This is a genomic window from Bifidobacterium imperatoris (assembly GCF_002860405.1).
GTDB classification, from domain to species: Bacteria; Actinomycetota; Actinomycetes; order Actinomycetales; family Bifidobacteriaceae; genus Bifidobacterium; species Bifidobacterium imperatoris.
In genome coordinates this window covers 1-18,802 of sequence record NZ_NMWV01000014.1, presented here as the reverse complement: position 1 = coordinate 18,802, position 18,802 = coordinate 1, and the positions used below count along the sequence as shown (strand labels likewise).

The following is an 18,802-nucleotide window of genomic DNA, read 5'->3' as shown; positions in this document are numbered from 1 at the left end:
CCACCATAGCGCATCGAATGCAGCGCCGCGTTGTGTCACAAAGTATTACAGGCGCTCGAGGGCCTGCTTGAGGTCGGCGATGAGGTCATCGGCATTTTCGATGCCCACGGAGATGCGCACCAGATTGGCGGGCACCTGCAGCGTGGTGCCGGCAACGGAAGCGTGGGTCATGGCGGCCGGCACCTCGATGAGGCTTTCCACACCGCCCAGAGACTCAGCCAGCGTGAAGATCTGAGTGTGGTCCACGAAGCGCTTGGCGGCTTCAGCACCGGCAGCAAGCTGCACGGAAACAATGCCACCAAAGCCGCCGTGCATCTGGCGGGCGGCGATCTCGTGGCCCGGATGGGATTCGAGACCCGGGTACCAGACGCGCTCGATCACGTCGGCCGGCTGGGATTCCAGCCATTCGGCCACCTTGAGGGCGTTGGCGCTGTGGCGCTTGACGCGCAGGTCCAGGGTCTTCAAGCCGCGGATGTCCAGCCAGGAGTCGAACGGGGAGGGCACGGCACCGGCGGCATTCTGCATGAATGCCACCTTTTCGCGGGTCTCCTCATCGTTCAACACCACGGCACCGCCGACCACATCGGAGTGGCCGCCAATGTACTTGGTGGTGGAATAGACCACCACGTCGGCACCATCGGCGAGCGGGTGTTGGAGGGCCGGGGATGCAAAGGTGTTATCCACGGCAACCTTGGTGCCGTACTTGTGCGCCACTTCGGCGGTGGCGGCGATATCAGTGATGTTGAGCAGCGGGTTGGATGGGGTTTCAACCCACACGTACTCATAATGCTTGGAAGACAAGGCGGCTTCTACAGCGGCAAGATCGGTGATGTCCACTACGTCGAGGCCCACGCCCCACGGCACGAACACCTTGGAAAGCAGACGGTAGGTGCCGCCATACACGTCGTTGCCGAGCAGGATGTTGTCGCCGGGCTTGATGGTGGAGCGCAGCAGCACGTCGATGGCGGCAAGACCGGAGGAGAAGCTCAGCGCGTACTTGGCACCTTCCACGGATGCCAGCTGCTCGTCGAAGCTGGTGCGGGTGGGGTTGATGGAGCGGGAGTAGTCATGGCCGCCGCGCAAGCCGAGAACGCCATCCTGCTTGAAGGTGGAGGTAGCGAAAATCGGTGTCACCACAGCGCCGGTGGTGGGGTCAGGCTCCTGGCCAGCGTGGATGGCACGGGTGGCGAGGGCGTTCTGAGCAAACTTGGCATTGTATTCAGCGGACATGGTTGTAATGTTCCTTTCCATTGTGCTGCCTTCGAGAGTACGACAGCTGCCGGCTTGTGCGGCGTGTGTTGGTATTGGTGTTAGTGATAACGGGTTATTGCAAGGTTGATTATGTTTTTTAATGCGACTACGTCGCATGTCTCTCCCTCAGTCAGCTTCGCTGACAGCTCCCTCATCAGAGGGAGCCTGAGCAAGGTACTGCTCGGCGAGGGAAGGCTTGGTGGTGCGGTCCACCACGTCGCCGTAGCCGTTGTCGCGCATCCAGTCGTCGTTGAAAATCTTCTCCATGTAGCTGCGGCCGGAATCCGGTGCGAGCACCACCACAAGCTGGTTTTCGTCGAGATCGTTGGCGAGCGCGTACTTGATGGCGCTGGCGACGGCCATACCGGAGGAGCCGCCCACGAGCAGGGCTTCTTCGCCGGTCAGGCGGCGGGTCATTTCGAAGGCTTCGGCATCGCCTACTTTGACGATGTCATCGGTGATGTTGCGGTCGAATGCCTTGGGGTAGAAGTCCTCCCCCACGCCTTCGATGTCGTACTGGTGCACGTCGGCGAGCGAGTCAGCGGAGTAGATGGAGCCTTCTGGGTCGGAGCCGATGACTTTGACCGCTCCGTTCGAGGCTTCTTTGAGGTAGCGCCCGGTGCCGGAGATGGTGCCGCCGGTGCCGATGCCGGCAACGAAATGAGTGACCTTATGATCAGTGGCTTCCCAGATTTCCGGGCCGGTGGTGTAGTAGTGGCTTTCCGGGCCGTTCGGGTTGTCGTACTGGTTCGGACGGAACCCGCCGGGGATTTCGTTGGCGAGGCGTTCGGCTACTTGATAGTAGGAGCGAGGATCGTCCGGGCCGGCATCGGTAGGAGTCACGATGACTTCGGCACCGTAGGCGCGCAGCACTGCACGCTTGGATTCGGAGACTTTGTCCGGCAGGGTGAAGATCGTACGGTAGCCGCGCTGCTGGGCGACGAGGGCCAGTCCAACGCCGGTGTTGCCAGAGGTGGGCTCCACGATAACGCCGCCGGGCTTCAACTGGCCGGAACGTTCGGCGGCATCGATGATGCGCTCGGCGATGCGATCCTTGGAGGAGCCGCCTGGGTTGAAGTATTCGACTTTGACAGCGATGGTGGCTTTGACTCCGGCCGCCTGGGGAATGTGGTTCAGCTTGATGAGCGGAGTGTTGCCGATGAGTTCCGCGAGGCTGTTGTGGATGGTCATGTGAAGTCCTTTGGTCCGGGGTTATTGAATTTGCTGTTAGGTTTACGTGATTCGGTTCTGTTGTTTTCGTGAACCGACGTTCCCGGACGAGCGGACTTTGACGTTATGTTGATTGGAGCATCCATACCCCTTCATTCGCTAAGGGTTATGCTGCAATTCTGTGTTTCCAATGTTGTGATGCGAACCATCACGCCGCGCCAACTTCCGCGGTTTGAAATTCATGGAAAGATTCGCAGCCATCCTACTGCGATATGAATGCTCGTTCTCAAGTTATGCGTCGCTGACCGTGCGCCCGGGGGCGTCGGTTAGCGACAACAACATGAGAAAATCTGCATGCCTCACACCATAGCACAGGTTGCGGCATGCGCGTGTCGCCGGCGTTCATATTGCGGAAACGGCTCCCCTCTTCTTGAACAGAGGGGAGCCGCAACTCTCATCACCCGCGCTGGCGTGCGGGGTGGATTTCTCGGCGTTTGGTGAACATCCAGATAATCCACATGCACAATACGAACAGCACTAGCGATTCAGCGAGTGGAATCCACACCACATAGGTGCCGATTTCCACACCATCAGCCGTATAGCTGACTACGCGCCCAGACATGGCCTGCACCAATCGGTTCTGGGCAGTTCCTAGTTCATAGAAATTGCTTATCACCTGCATTTTGGGCATGTATATCAGCATTGAGGGCGAAGAACTCAACTGTTGCGCCGCATACCAAAGCACGACAACACCGATGGAGACTGCCCAGATTCCTCTGCGAGCCAGCCAAGCCAGCACCGCACCAATCAGTGCACCAATCGCCGTATATGAAAGCATCAGCGAGAAGAACTTCAGTCCCACAAACAATGGCCCAGCCGGCAAGGCCGGAGAATATTGTGCTTCCCACATCGAAGGAGCCCGATTCCAATCCATGCGTTCCCACGCATACATGAATTGTTCGGACAGATGCGCATAGAACGGGCCAGTGATCCGGCATCCATCCGATTTCTCATAGCAAATCGCCGTTCCTGTTGCGATAACCACGAATCGAGCCATCAGATAGAGCACCGATAGCAACAGCGGTACCACGGCGGCACTGATCGCGGTCGCTTTCATGTACGATTTACGCGAAACCCCGTGGCAGAGTGCCGAATCGAAGAAGAACCACTGCCATGCCATTGCCGTGAATAACAATATGGGGCGGAAATATAGCTCAACATCGTTGATTCCCGGAAACACAATCGCGCTCGAACCGGTATATCCGAGCATTACCGACTGATAGCACAGCGGCACGAACAGTAGCAACCCTACCGCAAGCACCACGCCATATACCGTAAGGCATCGGCGCAACGTCAAAAGGAACTGCCTGCTCAATCCTTGGGTTTTGCCAGTCATGTCATTGGCCTTTCTGGATGTCGGTTGCCGATGTGGCGCGTATGACGTATTCCTGCAACCCAAGTCGGTTGGCAGACACATCGGATGGCAATTCGGATGTATCGACCTGCCCGCGAACCACGACGGAAACCAAATGCCCCATCTCCTCGTGCGAAATGATTTGCAACTGATTACTAGCGATAACAGTGTTCACACGGTCCGATTCGCCGACCAGCACGGTTGCCCGTGAACCCACCGATTCGGCATCGAATTCATCGATGATTCTGCCTTGGTCGAGGAGGGCGACTCGTTCCACCACGTGCGCGATTTCGCTGATGATATGGGTCGAAAGTACGATGATGCGCGGATGCTCGCTGAACGATTCGAGCAGGAACTTGTAGAACAATTCACGATTGGCGGCATCCAATCCAAGCACCGGCTCGTCCAGCAGCAACACGTCCACCGGCACGCACAGGGCGGCTACCAATCGCACGATCATGCGCTGGCCAAGCGAAAGCTGGCCGTACAAGCTGCCCGGCATAATGCCAAATTCGGCGAGCATGCGTGCACTGAACGCCCAGTCGAAATCACCATAGTACCGTTCTTCTCGCTTGAAAATCGTGTTGAGTCGAACGCCCACCATGAATGGCACGGTTTCATTGAGCAGGTAGATGCGCGATTGTGCAGTTTCGTTCTCGAAAACGCTCGCACCGTCCAGTTCAATCGATCCGCCACCCGGTAGTAGACGATTGGCGATGATGCCCATTAACGTGGATTTGCCGGCTCCATTGCGCCCGAAGAGACCGTAAATCGCGGGCCGTAGCGTAAGATTCACGCCATTCAATGCCACAGTTGAGCCGTATCGTTTGTGCAAGTCAGTAATAGTGAGCTTCACAGCGGCGACTGCATCCGCAGCAGCCGTAGCGTATTCCGTTGCGCTCATGATGCATACTCCTTCTCAATCAGCTCGGTGAGTTCTTTGGGGCCGAAGCCCAGACGCCGCGCTTCGGCAATGAATTGAGGCAATTGCCGGTCAAGGAATTCCTCGCGTTTGGCGCCGCGCGCGCGATTCGCCGCACCGGCAGCCACGAACATACCCAAACCGCGGCGCTTTTCCAGCAATCCTTGCTCAACCAGCAGATTCATGCCTTTGAGCACAGTGGCCGGATTGATGCGGTAGGTTGTGGAGATTTCCGTGGTGCTCGGCACTTGGTCGCCTTCCTTATAGAGGCCCAGCACGATGGCCTCGTTCAGCTGGTCGGCCACCTGTCTGAACAGCGGCTCGCCACTGGAATCATCGAAGTGCAAGGTTTGGTTCACCTCCCCAAACGTTGGCTCGAAAGCACAGCAGTTGATCACACGGGATTAAGACAGCCTGACCGTGACTTCTGGCCGGCATAGCGTAGAGCTACTTCATTGGTTAGTTACTTATGTAACTAACCATATAACTAAAACAGGCAATAGTCAAGGTCGTAATGAATCAAATAGCGAACCAACGAATACAGCGGCAAGTCACCATTTCCTACAAATTACCGCACCGACTATAGCGAGGCGGCGGCGATGAGCTGACGGGTGTAATCGGACTGGGGATTATTGAGTACAGCTGCGGTAGTGCCGGATTCCACTACTTTGCCTGCGCACAGCACAAGAATGCGGTCGGCGATGTGCTGCACTACGCCAAGGTCGTGCGAAACCATGATGATGGCCGGTTTAATGGGCTGCCCGGTGGCTGGGTCGATGTCCTGCGAACCTTCTGCAGCGAGAATCGATTGGAAGGTTTCCAGGATCTGCACGCGAGCGGCCACATCGATGGCGCTCATCGGCTCATCGGCCAAAATCAGGCGCGGCTCATTGACGATGGCCCTGGCAATAGCCACGCGCTGAGCCTGGCCTCCGGACAGATCACATGGATAGCGGCCCATGAATTCACGCGGGTCGAGGCCAACTCGAGCCAATGCTTGTGCGGTTTTGCCTTCAACTTCGTCGGCCGCGAATCCAAGCGCACGGCGACGCAACCATAAAGGTTCGGAAACCGAGCGTTCAACCGTCCAGCGCGGGTCGAGCGAAGAGAACGGGTCCTGGAACACGATGGAGGATTCAGCTCGCAACGTGCGCATACCTTCCGAGCCGTGGCGGACTTCAGCGCCACGGTATTCGACGGTCCCGGAATCGGCAGCGGCAAGGCCCAGCATGATGCGAGTCAGCGTGGTTTTGCCCGAACCAGATGCGCCGATAACGGCCAAGCACTCCCCTGCTTTGACTTCCGCAGACACATCGAAAAGCACTTGGCGGCGGGGCGCACGGCCGAAATCGAACAGACCGCGATGCATATTGCGGTCCGCAAAGGATGCGTTGATACTGCGCGCGGTGAGCAGGAGCTCGTTACTCATGGGAATCCTCCTTGGTGTTGTGGAGGGTGAGGCTGCGGGCCGCAGAAACCAAGCGTTTGGATTCAGGCGTCTTTGGGTTCGCCAGCACGTCGGCAGTCGCTCCGGAATCCACAATACGCCCGGATTCCAGCACATAGCAGCGCGTGGTGGCGCGTGCGAGCACGGAAAAATCATGGGTGATGAACAGCATCGAAGCGCCAGCATCATCTACCAGCGAGGTCAGCAAATCGACAATCTGACGTTGTGTGATCGAATCCAGCGCAGTAGTTGGTTCGTCGGCAATGATGAATCGCGGTGAAGTAATCAATGCTGTAGCAATGCCAACGCGCTGCTGCTGGCCACCGGAAAGCTCATGCGGATACTTGCCTGCAACCTCTTCTTGAAGCCCGACTTTGCCAAGCATTGCGGCCACGCGCTCAGATCGTTCAACGGCGGTGAGGTCATAGTGAAGCTTCAACGGCAGGCCAATCTGCTGAGCCACCGTCATCACCGGATTTAGCGAAGCGGCCGGATTCTGGAATACCGTACCCACATAGCGGCCACGCAAGTCCGCAAGCTTACGCTCACAAGTGCCTACAACCTGAGCATCTCCCAAAGTAATGGAACCGGATACCGTGGCATTCAGCGGCAATAATCCCAGCATAGCCTTGGAAATCATGGATTTGCCGGAGCCGGAAGAACCGATGAGACCCACTCGCTCACCGTCCGCAATGTTCAAATCCACATCAGCAACAATCGGCTTGCCACCGATGGCAATATTCAAGCCTTCTACGGTAACGCTCATCGCTCGCCTTCTTTCTCGGCAACGATAACCGTCTGCCGCAATGCGGGATTCGCCACTGGATCGATGGCATCGCGCAGCACGTCACCGAACACGTTCAAAGCCACAACCACCACCGTAACGATCAGACCCGGCCAAAGCACGGTCAAAGGAAATACGTTGATGAGTTTGACTGAAGTAGCCAGCGAATGCCCCCAGCTTGGCACGCCGGAGGGTACGCCAATGCCAAGGTACGTCAATCCAGATTCAGCCAATACCGCAGTACCGGCAGAGAGCGACAACTGCACGGCCAGTACCGGGAAAATATTGGGGATGATATGGCTTACGAGCACACGCCACCCGCTTGCACCATTGGCCAGAGCTGATTCCACGTAGGCCGAACGAGCAGCCAACAGCGCAGCCGGGCGGGCCACACGGGCAAGATTGAGGCCATACCCAAAACCGCAGGCAATCACAATGACAGTGATGGAAGCACCCATCGGCACAGCAAGAATCAGCGCAATCAGCACTGTTGGTATAGAAATCAGCGCGTCAATCACCACCACGGAGGTGCTGGCGAGCGCGGAATTGCGTGCCGCCATCGCAGCGACCAAGAGCAATCCCCACAGCGCGGATACCACTACGGTCAGCAGCACAATCAATAGGTTGGTGCGCGAGCCAGCCATCAGCCAACTGAACACATCGGCACCTGTGCCGTCCGTGCCGAGCCAATGCGAGGCGGACGGCTTGGCCCACACATGGTAACCGTCGGTGGTCCACAATGATTGCGGTGTCCAGACCAGCGAAATCAACGCTATGGCTAGCCAGAGCGCGAGCACGATCAACGTGAATTTGCCCTCGCCGCGCTGCCAGATGGATTGCATAATAATTCCCAGCTTGTTAGTTCTCCGCTTGCTCATGCGTTCACCTCCGCAACACTGCTGGCGCTCTTCAAACGCGGGTCGAGAATACGATGCAGCACATCCACAATCAGCCCTATCCCTAGGAAGAATGCGGCGAGCAGGAACAATTCGCTTTGCACGGCAATCAGGTCGCGATTGCCTACGTCGGTGACCAGTCCATTGCCGATGCCAGGCAAAGCGAAAAGGTTTTCGATGACCATGACGCCGGTAATCATGGATGCGAAAGTCAAGCCGATGACCGACACCAACTGAGGCATGGCGAGACGAAGACCGACATTGAGCACCGCTTGAGTGCGGGTCATGCCGCAGGAGCGGGCCATATCGATGTAACCGGAGCTGGACAAGTCGCCGAGTGTCGCACGCGTGTAGCGCATCAGTGAAGCACCAACGATGATGCCGACCGTGAGCGCCGGCAGAACCAACGACAATATCGCACTGCCCGGTTTGCCCCAGCCGTCCAATGGGAAGCCCTGCGAGGGGAGAATACCGACGAGCCCAACGCCTTTGCCGAACAGCAGAATCAGCAATAAACCGCCCCATAATGCAGGCACAGAGCCGCCAATAATAGCTAATACATGAAATGCTGCGCGTACGCGAGGCGAACGCGCCAATACTGCCGCACATCCCAGGGGCAGTCCAATGACCATTGCAATCAGCAGGCCCAGAATAATCAGCGGGAAGGTGATGGCGGCGCGCGCACCGATCAGGGAAGTGACCGAGCGACCAGTCAGAATCGAAGTACCAAAATCTCCGGTGACCAGCGCGCCCATCCAATCGAAGTATTGCGCAATCAGCGGTCGGTTCAGGCCAAGCTGTTCGCGCAATTGTGCCACGCGACTGGCAGGCGCGTTGATGCCGGCCATGATGGATGCCACATCGCCAGGCAGGATGCGCAACGCTGCGAATACCACAATGGAGATGCCGAACAGTGCCACTACAAACAGCAATAGTCGGCGAATCACAAATCGCATATGCAGCTCCTTTGCTCCATCATCTTGGACTCCCCTCAGTCAGCTACACTGACAGCTCCCCTCAAAGAGGGGAGCCGGGGAATAACACTATTTCTGACTGAACTCAGCCAGCGAGTAGGTCACGTTGTAGAGGGGTAGGACGGTCTGGTTCAGGTCGAACGGGAAGCCTTTCACGCCCTTGACCGCAACCGTGGTGATGCGGTAGTTGAACAGCCAGTCGGCCGGCGCATCTTCGGAAATGAGCTTGGCGGCTTCGGCGAACTTGGCGTCACGTTCCTTGTCAGTGGTGGCAGCCACGCCCTCATTGTAGAGCTTCTGCACTTCAGCATTGTCGTAGCCGAAGTAGTAGGTCGGATCAGCCCAGGAGTAGAAATCGTGGCTTTCGTTGTGGTCCACCAGCGAGATGTCGAAATCGTGGTTGGTGTACACGTCCTGCAGCCAAGTGGAGAATTCCACCACGTTAACCTTCAGATCAATGCCGATCGGCTTCAGCTGCGAGCGCAACTGGTCGCCGATTTCGGTGCCGTAAATGTTCGCATAGGTGAGGCTCAATTCCAGTGGATTGCTTTCGGAATAACCGGCTTCCTCCATCAGTGATTTGGCCTTGGCCTGATCGTACGGGTACAACTTGGTCAAGTCCTCATAACCGGGGTCGAGGGAAGGGATCGGGCCACCGAGCGCCTTGTCCGCGCCACCACGGGAGGCGATAATCTCCTTGTGGTTAATGGCGTAACGAATGGCCTGGCGGATACGCTTGTCGGCGAGTTTGGAACCGGAAGCGTTATTAAAGCCGAGCACATACTTATCAGTGCCGTTGCCGGCCTTCACCGTGTACTTGGCCGAGTCGGACTTGAACGGGCCGGCCAGGGTTTCGGTGATTGGGGCGAGTACCTGCACGTCACCGGATTTCAGCGCATTCACTGCAGCGTTATCGTCGGCCAGATACTTGATGACGATGGTCGGCGTCTTGGCCTTGTTCTTGCCCCAGTACTTGTTGTTGGCCTTCAGCGTGATGGAATCATTCTCGACGAACTTGGCCACGGTGTATGGGCCGGAGCCTACGGCCTGGGTCTTCAGGTCATACTTGGCGTCCTTGTCGAATACCAAGCCGGCGCGGCCGGTCAGGGTCCACAACAGGTTCGAATTCGGGGTTTTGAGCGTCATGACCACAGTGTCGGCATCCTTGGCTTCCACTTTGCTTACCGCAGTGAGCGCGTCGGCATCATGGTACTGCTTGGCGATGAGCTCGTTGATGGACCATGCCACATCCTCAGCATCCAGCTTGTCGCCATTGGAGAAGGTCATGTTCTTGTTGAGGTGGAAGGTGTAGGTCAGACCGTCCTTGGATTCTTCCCAGCTGGAGGCCAAACCGGGTGCCACCTGGTTCTTGGAGTCGCGGGCCACAATGCCTTCGTACACGTTGCCGATCAACACCTGATCCAATGCGGAGCCTGCGGTGTTGCGAATATCCAAGTTGGTGGGAGCCAGTTTGAGGCCGATAGTCACGGTGTCCGCATACATGTTGCCAGCGGAAACGTTCGCTGAATCATCCTTCTTGCTGTATGCCAAGGTCACGCCAATCACCACGGCCACTGCCACGATGACGGCAATCAGGGAGATCAGCCACCATTTCGGGCCGTTCTTCTTCGGATTTTTGGCGCGCGAGGCCAAGCTCGCGTCCGTGGTTGCGCCGTCCTGAGCGTGCACACCATTGTCTTGAGACATAGTTCTTCCTCTGTCATTCCTTATGTAATTATTCATTGCAATCGGTTGGCCGCCCGAGCCGGGTCGACCACCGAAGCTCAATCATAGGCGCGGGTGCGTAGAATGAGGCCGTGAAATCCATCTCAACGCTGGAGGGTTATCATGCTGGTCGCCGTTGATATCGGCAATACGAATATTGTGATCGGGTTTTTGGATGGTGAGACGGGCCGCACCAATGTGGGCACGTATCGTATCACGTCCAAGGCGAACCATACATCAGACGAATATGGTCTGTTTTTGACCGAATTCCTGAGAATGAGCGGTTTCACTCCGCGCGATGTGGACGATGTGATCATCTGCTCGGTGGTACCGAAGGTGATGCATTCCTTCCGCTCATCAATTATCAAGTTTCTCGATATTGAGCCGATGGTGATTGGCCCTGGCATCAAAACCGGCATGAACGTGCGCGTGGATGATCCGAAATCGCTCGGCGCGGACATTCTGGCCGATTGCGCCGGTGCTTATAACGAATACGGCGGCCCAGTGCTGGTGGCCGATTTCGGCACAGCGACCACATTCACGCATGTGGATGCTCGCGGCGTGATTGATTCCGGTGTGATTACCACCGGCATTCGCACAGGCGCTGCGGCGTTGTGGGGCGATACCGCGCAGCTGCCGGAAGTGGAAATCACCCGGCCGTCTACGATTTTGGGCACGAATACCAAGACTTGTATGCAGGCAGGCCTGTATTACACGTTCCTGGGTGGCGTGGAGCGCACCATCAACCAGTTCCGCAAAGAGCTTGACGGCGAGGATTTCAAGGTGATCGCCACCGGTGGCCTGGGCCGCGTGTTTGCCGACGACACCGAACTCATCGACGTGTACGACCCGGACTTGATTTTTAAGGGCATGGCGCACATTTACGCGCGCAACGTGCGCTAGCTACCAACCGAATCGTTTGTATGTTCGCGCAACTGACAGATGCTGCGCGAACATACAAACATTTTCGTAGCCAATTTCCTCTGTATGTTCGCGCGGAGTACGTGACCACGCGAACATACAAAGGAATAAGCATGGTAGGAAAAACAGCAGACCGTCTATCGCCGCCCCGCCACCGCTATTTAATGGTGAAGCCTTGATTGAAGCCGTATTCCTTCAGATCTTTCTGCCATTGGGTTAGGCCATCTTCAAGGCTCACCTTTTTACCCGGGTCTTCCAAAGGCTGCAATGGATTGCCGTCTTCGTCCTTCCATCCCAGATCAATGGCGGCCTGTCTGCGCTGGTACGCTTGGAAACTGCTCGACCATTTGTATGCTTTGCCCACTGTGGTTTCAAAATCACTGCGCGCATACACCTCGAATGGCAGATACTGGTATCCCACAGATACATCTTCGGCAGCCTCGGAAAGCACACGGTTGAATTTCTGCCCGCCAAAATATGGGATTTCCATGCCACTCTCATTGGTGATAGTGGTTTTGTCCAAAAAATCCTCGGAGTTCAGCGTCGCATAATCCGCGGGGAATGCGCCGCCTGCCACGCGCGCACTGATGCCTTGCGTGTCATGGGTGACGAAATCCACGAATCGGTATGCTGCATCCGGTTTGCGTGTGAGTTGCAGCACGGCGAGCGCCGAGCCGCCACTTTCCGCATTGGTTGGGTTGCCGTCATATGTGGGCATGGTGGTCACGCGCCACAAGCCTGCCGCGCCCGGCACATTGGATAGCAGCATCGACGGCATCCATGCTCCCATGAATACGGAGGCAATGGTGCCGTTGCCTACGCGGCTTTTCCATCGGCTGGACCATGTAGCCGAAGTGGTGTCCACTAAGCCTTCGTCAATCATCTTCTGCCAGAATGCAGTGAAACGTTGCGTGCCTGCATCATGACTCAAATCAATGGTCACGGTTTTACCGTCTGACGATGTGTGGAATGGTTGGCCGCCTGCGAGCCAGATCATCGCATCGTAGAAACTGCCGTCGCCGGCATCGGCTGCAATATATACGCCGATGTCCTTGAGTCTTTTTGCTGCTTCGTAATAGTCGTCCCAAGTCTTAATCTGAGTGGCATCCACGCCGGCCTGCTCGAATACGTCCTGGTTATAGAAGAATCCCATCGGGCCGGAATCCATCGGCAGACCATACGTGCGGCCGGCAAGCTGTACGGAAGACCATGTACCAAGGGTAAAGAAGTTCGCGTAATCGGAACCGATGCGGTCGGTCAGGTCCAGTAACTGGCCGGAAACCTCATACTGCGGCAGTGCATAATATTCGATTTGTGCCACGTCTGGAGTGCCGTAGCCGTCTTGGATGGCGGTGTTGAGATTGTTGTAGCCGGAGATGTTCGTCCAATTGACTTTGATGTCTGGATTGGCTTTTTCGAATCGACTGATGACCTTGCCCATGCTGGGCTCCCAGCTCCACACTGTGATTTCAGTGCGATTATCTTGGGTGGCTTGCCCGCATGATGCGAGGGATACGGAAAGGATGGCGGCCACTGCTGCGGCTGCCATCCTTCTGATTCGCCGGTCAATCAAACTCATAGTGCCGAGTCTACTAGTATGTCTGCGCTCGAATCATTCTGCATCATGTATTCCTTGACAAGAGCATGAGAGCATAAGTAAAGCTCCGGGTGCATAATGCACTCGGAGCTTTTGCAGTCAGTTATGAATGAGACTCAGACGTGGAGCTTACTTCACAGTGAAGCCCTGATCCTTGCCGTAATCCTGCAGTGCCTTCTGCCAAGCAGCGACACCGTCAGAGAGCTTCTGATCGCCAGTGTAGGACTTGCCAACATAGTCGCCGAAGATGGTGCGAGCCTTGACCTCGAACGGCAGGAACTGGTAGTCGGAGGAGACGTTCTCAGCAGCCTGAGCAAGAACCTCGTTGTACTTCTGACCACCGAAGTAGTCCACATCCTCACCATCGGAGTTCTTCACGGTGGTGGCGTTCTTGAAGGAATCGGATTCCATGGAAGCCTTGTCAGCCGGGAATGCGCCGCCAGCCACACGGGTGGCCACGCCATCGCCGTGGTTAGCGTACTCGATGAACTTGTAGGCAGCGTCAGCCTTCTTGGAGGAAGACAGCACGGCCAGCGAAGAACCACCATTCTCGGAGTTGGTTGCGGAGCCGTCAGCGGTCGGCATCTGGGTCACACGCCACTTGCCAGCGCCACCAGCAGCGGAGTTAGCAAGGTTTGCAGGCATCCAAGCACCGGTGAGCAGGGAGGCGATGGTGCCGTCAACCATGCCCTTGAACCAATCCTCAGACCAGCCAGCAGTCTTGGTGTCAAGCAGGCCTTCATCCAGCATCTTCTGCCAGAACTCGTTGAACTTCTGCACGTTCTCATCACCGGTCAGGTTGATGGTCACTTCGGTGCCGTCGGAGGAGGTCTTGAACGGCTGACCGCCAGCAAGCCAGGTCATGGAATCGTAGAAGCCGGCGTCACCGGTATCGGAGGTGATGTAGTAGTTGTCGCCCAGAGCGTGAATCTTCTTGGCGGCCTCGTAGTAATCGTCCCAAGTCTTGATCTGCTCGGCGTCAACACCGGCCTTGTCGAAGACTTCCTTGTTGTAGAAGAAGGCCATTGGGCCGGAATCCATCGGCAGACCGTAAACCTTGCCACCGAACTGCACGGATGCCCACGGGCCAGGAGTGTAGAAGTCGGAGTAGCCGGAGGTCTTGTCAGTGATGTCCAGCAGGTTGCCCTTGATGGCGTACTGCGGGATGGCGTAGTACTCGACCTGAGCCACATCCGGAGCGCCGTTGCCGGCCTCGATGGCGTTATCAAGCTGAGTGTATTCCTTGGTGTTGGTGCCGACGTTCTTCAGATCGACCTTAATGCCGGTCTTCTTCGTGAAGTCCTTGGCAACCTGGGTCAGCGTAGGCTCCCAAGCCCACACGGTGATTTCCTGTACATCCTTTTCCTGTTCCGGCTGAGAGCCAGCGCTGTCGGAACCGCAAGCAGCGACGGACACCAGCATGGCAACTGCGCCTGTGAGAGCGATGGCCTTCTTGGCGGTAGTGAACTTCATCGTTCTGTTCTCCTTCCTCGAATCGTCCAGAACGATCCAAATATGTTTGTCGTTCGCAATCATCGCTTCTGATTGATTCAAACTCCTTGGAATTCTCCTCAACCTCGAGAAGTGGCTCCTCTCGCCATTTCCAAAACTATGATTGCGATAACATTTATCAGTATACACAGGAGTCCAGTATTGGCAAACAATTACGCTCGGCGTGTTATCGTAAACATAACCTATTTTCCAGTAAACATTTACCTCACCCACAATCTGCTACAGGTATTTTGCGCCATTAGGCCGCTTATGCTCATGCGCAGCTCTACGCTCCAGCCAATGCAGAACCGTACGAAAAAGGCTGGGGTTGTCGAAAATGGTTCCGACAATCCCAGCCTTTGAGCAGGAGACAGTATTTATAGACTTATGGTCTTGCGCCGCACATATGCACAGCGCACCTACGCACAGCCTTTACAGCTTCACCACCAGCACACCGTTCGGCTGGATGGCCGCCGTGTGTTCGGACTCGTTGACCTGAGCCAACGACGCGACCAACGGCTCGCCTTCCACATCCACCACGGCAACGTCATGCGTGCGGTTGAACAGGAACACAAAGTGGTTCTCATCGGCGGCATCAGCGCGTTCGACGCGCAGCACTTCACCGCAATCATCTTCCGCAGGCGTATCGATGCCAAACTCCTCCAGCAGGGCCGGCAGAGACTTGGCCAAACCTTCACGGCCCAGGCGAGCGCCGATGTACGCCGCCTTGCCGTCACCGTATTCGTTGACGGTAATGGCGGGGGCGCCATCGAAGCCAGTCCACTTATCGGCCTTGAAGGAAGCCACCACATGAGCGGTTGGAGCCACGGAAGTGATGACGTCGGCGAAATCATGTGCCACTGTGCCGTTAGTTAGGTCCAGATGATCCATAGCACCGGAGAAGTCATTGCCCATAGCGGCAAATTCCTCCACGCGAACGCCCACAACGTCTCGAATGGAACCTGGGTATCCACCAAGCCAAACGTGATCCTTCTCGTCCACCAAACCGGTGTAGTAGGTCACGAACAGCTTGCCGCCGTTCGCCACATACTCGCGCACTCGGCGTGAGGTTTCTTCGGAAAGAATGGTCAGGCTTGGCAGCACCACGGCTTCATACTCGTCCCAGGGTCCACGAACCGGTACCACGTCTGCGGTAAGACCGTTATCCGCAAGCGCACGGAACCATGCGAGCGGTTCGGTCCAATGGCGTACCTCCTGTGTAGGCGTGGCGGTATGTTCCGTAGCCCACTGGGACTCGTAATCAAAGACCACTGCGACTTTGGACTTGACCAACGTGGTATTCAACAGACCCTCGTCGGCCAACTTGTGCAAATCAGCACCCAGTTCACACACATCGCGGAAGATCTGGGAGTCAGGGCCTGCATGCGGCACCATCGAGGAGTGCCACTTCTCAGCACCGGCCTTGGATTGGCGCCACTGGAAGTAGCAGATAGCGTCAGCGCCCATAGCCAGGTGAGCCAGAGAGTCGCGCACAAGCTCGCCGGGCTCCACACGATAGTTGATCGGACGCCAGTTGACGGCCGAAGTGGAGTGTTCCATCAGGAACCACGGCTTCTTACGGGCAATGCCATCGCACAAGGAGGCCGAGTAGGCCAGCTCGTCAAGATGCTCCTCACCCGGAGTGAAGTAGTGGTCGTTGGAGACGAAGTCGACGTCGTAGCCCCACTTGTCGTAGTCAAGACCTGTGCCGCCGGCAGAGACCATGAAATTGGTGGTCTGCGGCTTGCCAGGGGTGATTTCAAGCAGGGTGTCGCGCTCGGCTTTGTAGAAGTCGAGCAATGCATCGGAGCTGAAGCGCTTCCAGTCGAGCAGCTTGCCCGGGTTCATGAAGTTGCCGTCGCCAATGAAACGCGGCGGAATGATCTCGGAGAAGTTGTTCATGCGCTGCGCCCAGAAGGCGGTGCCCCACGCGTCGTTGACTGCGTCAATGGTGCCGTACTTCTTTTCGCACCACTTTTGGAAGGCGCGTTCGGCATCATCGGAGTAGTCGAAACGATTGTGGCAACCGTATTCGTTGCTCACATGCCAGGAGACGACGTATGGATTGTCCTTGTAATGTTCGGCCATCTTACGGCACAGATTCAGCGCATAGTCGAGGAAGACCGGGCTGGTGGCGCGCCAATGCTGACGGGCGCCCGGCTGACAGACATCGCCACGGTAGTCCACCCATAGAATCTCCGGGTGGGCTTGGGTAAGCCACATCGGCGGGGATGCGGTACCGGTGGCGAGGTCCACGGCGATCCCGGCTTTGCCGAGCTTATCGATGACGCGGTCGAGCCAGTCGAAATCGTAGACGCCCTCTTCTGGTTCGAGCTTGGCCCAGGAGAAGATAGCTACGGAAACCAGATTGACTCCGGCCTTCTGCATCAGTTCGATGTCTTCATCCCAGACTTCCTCGGGCCACTGGTCAGGGTTGTAGTCGCCGCCGTACCAGATGCGCGGGCTTTTGCCGGCAAGTGGCTGCGGCCAGTTGAATGGACGGTGTTCAGTCATGTCTTACTCCTTGACGGCTCCTGCGGCGAGGCCGGACTGCCAGTACTTCTGCAGGCACAGGAAGGCGATGACCAGCGGAATGATCGTGATCAGCGAGCCCGTGATCACCAGATTCTGGATGGCCTGGCCACCAGCGGTGGACGCCTGGTCCTTCCATTGGTTCAGACCAATGGTCAGCGGGTACCAATCAGCATCCTTCAACATGATCAATGGCAGGAAGTAGTTGTTCCAAGTGGCCACGATGGTGAACAGAGCGGTGGTCACAATACCGGGAGCCAGCAGCGGCAAGCTGATGGTCCAGAACGTGCGGAACTCGCTTGCACCATCCACGCGGGCGGCTTCCAGCAACTCGGTCGGCACGGCCTGCTCGGAGAAAATCCACATGAGGTACAGGCCGAACGGGGAGATCAAGGACGGGATAATCATAGCCCACGGGGTGTTGGTCAAACCCAGCTTGGCGAACAGGAGGAACTGCGGCACGGCCAAGGCGATGCCCGGCACGGAGATGGAGCCGATGATCACCGCGAACACGGCCTTGCGGCCCGGGAAGCGGAACTTGGCCAGTGCATAGCCGCCCATGATAGCCAGCAAGGTTGCACCGCCTGCGCCCACCACCACGTAAAGCAGGGTGTTGATCAGCCAGCGGCCGAAGATGCCACCCTGATAGGTGAACACAGTGACGATGTTGTCCCACAGAGCAAAGGTCTTACCGAAGCCGAGACCGAACGTACTGGTGAAGTCGGCCTGGGTCTTCGTGGCGTTGATCGCCAGGTAGACGAACGGGAAGAGGCAGTAGACCGCGAAGATGGCGCATAGGATGGTCATCAGGGTGGAACGACGCGGGTTATTCACGTTCGCGAAGCCGGCCTTCTCGCTGCGCTTGCGCTCAGCAGCCTCATCGCGAGCGATACGCTTCTGACGTTCCTTCTCGGCCCTTTTGGCGGCCTTCTCCTGGGCCCTCAATTCCGCCTCGGTCAGACGGGCACTTGTTGCTGCACTCATCACGCACGCTCCTTCACAATTACAGTCACAGTCATTTCAGCAATCAGCATCCGGCGCATCACTTCATCTGCTCCTTCATGCTGTTGAGCTGGACCGCGTAGGCGATGGCCATAGTGATCACGGCCATGACGATGGCCAATGCTGCGGCGTAATTTGACTGGTTGCCGGAGAAGCTCAGGTTGTACGCGTACATGTTCGGCGTGTAGTACGTGGTGATCGCGTTGCCCGGCACCATGTTCTGCAAAATGCTCGGTTCGTTGAACAGCTGGAACGAACCGATGATCGAGAAGATCACCGTGATCGCCAGGGAGCCCTTCAACTCCGGCAGTTTGATCGACTTGACGATCTGCCACTCCGAGGCACCATCGATGCTGGCCGCCTCATACAAGCTGTGCGGAATCGTGGACAGGGAGCTGTAGAAGATCAGCATGTTGTAACCGGTGAACTCCCAGGTGTTGATGTTTGCGATGGCGGCAAGCAACACGTCTGAGCTCAACACATCGATATGGGTGCCGAAGAAGCTGTTGAAGGAGCCGACCAGGCCGTACTTGGCGCCGTATACGAAGCCCCAGATTAACGTGGAGACCACGGCGGGCACTGCGTAAGGCAGGAAGGTGGAGATGCGGAAGAATTTCGTGCCGTGCAGCTTCATCGAATCCAATGCCAATGCCATAGCTGCCGCGAGGAAGAGCAT

16 protein-coding genes are annotated in these 18,802 nt (G+C 56.8%); 1 reads left to right on the top strand and 15 read right to left on the bottom strand.

The features are described from left to right. Positions 1 to 45: 45 nt before the first annotated feature. From Tam1G_RS05760 to Tam1G_RS05715, 10 genes are all read right to left on the bottom strand, one after another. Positions 46 to 1,230 (bottom strand): cystathionine gamma-synthase, encoded by a 1,185-nt coding sequence (locus Tam1G_RS05760; RefSeq protein ID WP_101625768.1) that lies wholly within the window; start codon positions 1,228 to 1,230, stop codon positions 46 to 48. 147 nt (positions 1,231 to 1,377) lie between these two features. Continuing rightward, positions 1,378 to 2,442, bottom strand: coding sequence for a pyridoxal-phosphate dependent enzyme (locus tag Tam1G_RS05755; RefSeq protein ID WP_101625767.1), 1,065 nt, complete (start codon positions 2,440 to 2,442; stop codon positions 1,378 to 1,380). 436 nt (positions 2,443 to 2,878) lie between these two features. Further along, on the bottom strand, positions 2,879 to 3,817 hold the full coding sequence (locus tag Tam1G_RS05750; RefSeq protein WP_033889554.1) for a hypothetical protein: 939 nt from the start codon (positions 3,815 to 3,817) through the stop codon (positions 2,879 to 2,881). A gap of 1 nt (position 3,818) precedes the next feature. Continuing rightward, a complete protein-coding gene (locus Tam1G_RS05745) occupies positions 3,819 to 4,739 on the bottom strand; it encodes an ATP-binding cassette domain-containing protein (protein WP_101625766.1) in 921 nt (306 codons plus the stop codon). Continuing rightward, positions 4,736 to 5,116, bottom strand: a complete 381-nt coding sequence (locus tag Tam1G_RS05740; protein WP_242689671.1) for a GntR family transcriptional regulator — start codon at positions 5,114 to 5,116, stop codon at positions 4,736 to 4,738. Before Tam1G_RS05740 ends, Tam1G_RS05745 begins: the two co-directional genes overlap by 4 nt. 221 nt (positions 5,117 to 5,337) lie before the next feature. Continuing rightward, positions 5,338 to 6,186, bottom strand: a complete 849-nt coding sequence (locus tag Tam1G_RS05735) for an ABC transporter ATP-binding protein (protein WP_101625765.1) — start codon at positions 6,184 to 6,186, stop codon at positions 5,338 to 5,340. After that, positions 6,179 to 6,970, bottom strand: coding sequence for an ABC transporter ATP-binding protein (locus tag Tam1G_RS05730; RefSeq protein ID WP_101625764.1), 792 nt, complete (start codon positions 6,968 to 6,970; stop codon positions 6,179 to 6,181). Before Tam1G_RS05730 ends, Tam1G_RS05735 begins: the two co-directional genes overlap by 8 nt. Continuing rightward, positions 6,967 to 7,866 (bottom strand): ABC transporter permease, encoded by a 900-nt coding sequence (locus Tam1G_RS05725; protein ID WP_101625763.1) that lies wholly within the window; start codon positions 7,864 to 7,866, stop codon positions 6,967 to 6,969. The genes Tam1G_RS05730 and Tam1G_RS05725 overlap by 4 nt, the downstream gene beginning before the upstream one ends. After that, positions 7,863 to 8,840 carry an ABC transporter permease gene (locus Tam1G_RS05720; protein ID WP_101625762.1) on the bottom strand — a complete coding sequence of 326 codons (978 nt, stop codon included), beginning with the start codon at positions 8,838 to 8,840 and terminating at the stop codon, positions 7,863 to 7,865. The genes Tam1G_RS05725 and Tam1G_RS05720 overlap by 4 nt, the downstream gene beginning before the upstream one ends. An 87-nt stretch (positions 8,841 to 8,927) precedes the next feature. After that, positions 8,928 to 10,565, bottom strand: coding sequence for an ABC transporter substrate-binding protein (locus tag Tam1G_RS05715; RefSeq protein ID WP_101625761.1), 1,638 nt, complete (start codon positions 10,563 to 10,565; stop codon positions 8,928 to 8,930). A 141-nt stretch (positions 10,566 to 10,706) separates the two neighbouring features. On the opposite strand from Tam1G_RS05715, the gene Tam1G_RS05710 reads away from it, so the two are divergent. Continuing rightward, positions 10,707 to 11,486 (top strand): type III pantothenate kinase, encoded by a 780-nt coding sequence (locus Tam1G_RS05710; protein ID WP_101625760.1) that lies wholly within the window; start codon positions 10,707 to 10,709, stop codon positions 11,484 to 11,486. Positions 11,487 to 11,661: 175 nt separating this feature from the next. On the opposite strand, the gene Tam1G_RS05705 is transcribed toward Tam1G_RS05710, so the two are convergent. The 5 genes from Tam1G_RS05705 to Tam1G_RS05685 all read right to left on the bottom strand — a co-directional run. After that, on the bottom strand, positions 11,662 to 13,083 hold the full coding sequence (locus Tam1G_RS05705) for an ABC transporter substrate-binding protein (protein WP_165781919.1): 1,422 nt from the start codon (positions 13,081 to 13,083) through the stop codon (positions 11,662 to 11,664). Between the two features lie 147 nt (positions 13,084 to 13,230). Then, positions 13,231 to 14,574, bottom strand: a complete 1,344-nt coding sequence (locus Tam1G_RS05700) for an ABC transporter substrate-binding protein (RefSeq protein WP_101625808.1) — start codon at positions 14,572 to 14,574, stop codon at positions 13,231 to 13,233. Positions 14,575 to 15,024: 450 nt separating this feature from the next. After that, positions 15,025 to 17,106, bottom strand: a complete 2,082-nt coding sequence (locus Tam1G_RS05695; protein ID WP_101625759.1) for a beta-galactosidase — start codon at positions 17,104 to 17,106, stop codon at positions 15,025 to 15,027. A 3-nt stretch (positions 17,107 to 17,109) separates the two neighbouring features. Next, positions 17,110 to 18,108 carry a carbohydrate ABC transporter permease gene (locus Tam1G_RS05690; protein ID WP_165781918.1) on the bottom strand — a complete coding sequence of 333 codons (999 nt, stop codon included), beginning with the start codon at positions 18,106 to 18,108 and terminating at the stop codon, positions 17,110 to 17,112. Positions 18,109 to 18,166: 58 nt separating this feature from the next. Beyond that, positions 18,167 to 18,802 (bottom strand): carbohydrate ABC transporter permease (locus tag Tam1G_RS05685; RefSeq protein WP_101625757.1); only part of this gene is annotated, 636 nt, incomplete at its 5' end.